Below are 647 nucleotides of genomic sequence, written 5' to 3' on the forward strand. Positions count from 1 at the left end.
CAGAAGCGCCTCCGCCAAGCTCGCCTGTCCGATCCGACGCTGACCCATCTCCGCCTCACAACTGCCATCACCAGGCTCAGCGAATCAGCCCATCTGTCGCTCAGCAAGGCGTTTCGCAGGGATCTCCCTTGCAGCTTCGATCTCGCCGCCGGCGCCTACAACGCCACCGGCCTGCGCTGGCTTCGCAACGCAGCGATCGCCTTCCTCAATGTCAGCGGCAACTTCTTCCCTTTGGCTGGCTCGATGCCCTCCGCGCCCATGGCCGGCACCAATTCTGGCTGAGCCAGCGCCTCAAGGACGGCGGCACGCGGCGCCAACACCTGCTGTCGGCGCAGCGGCAGAGCGGGAGGATGCCGGCGGGGCTCGTCGGCCCGCCGCGTCCGCCAGGTTCCGAGGCCGTCTGGCGGGCCTTCGGCGAACTCGACGCCCAGCGGCTCCATACGGAGAGCGGCATCCCACAGGCGATCCAGCACCGCGATGTCGAGGCCTGGTGCCGCACCATGCGGATCCCGCTGCACCCGGCTGTGAACGGCGGAGAGAAAGTCGGCCACTGGAGCGGCGGCGTGATGCTGCTGCGGGCGGAGTAAAACCCGTCCAGTGGTGGGCGTCCTACCTTGATGGATCAGGTTGGGGCGCCGGGAGATGTT

2 protein-coding genes are annotated in these 647 nt (G+C 68.0%); both read left to right on the plus strand.

All coding sequences use genetic code 11. From position 1 onward, the window contains the following. A partial coding sequence (locus HW578_RS27395; RefSeq protein WP_198373831.1) for a hypothetical protein occupies positions 1 to 282 on the plus strand: 282 nt, incomplete at its 5' end. Positions 283 to 323: 41 nt separating this feature from the next. Continuing rightward, positions 324 to 587: a phage tail assembly chaperone gene (locus HW578_RS27400; RefSeq protein ID WP_456308303.1), complete on the plus strand. Its 264-nt coding sequence runs from the start codon at positions 324 to 326 to the stop codon at positions 585 to 587. The last annotated feature ends 60 nt before the right edge of the window (positions 588 to 647 follow it).

The sequence above is a fragment of the Roseomonas rosulenta genome, assembly GCF_016106005.1.
In the GTDB taxonomy this organism is placed as follows: domain Bacteria; phylum Pseudomonadota; class Alphaproteobacteria; order Acetobacterales; family Acetobacteraceae; genus Neoroseomonas; species Neoroseomonas rosulenta.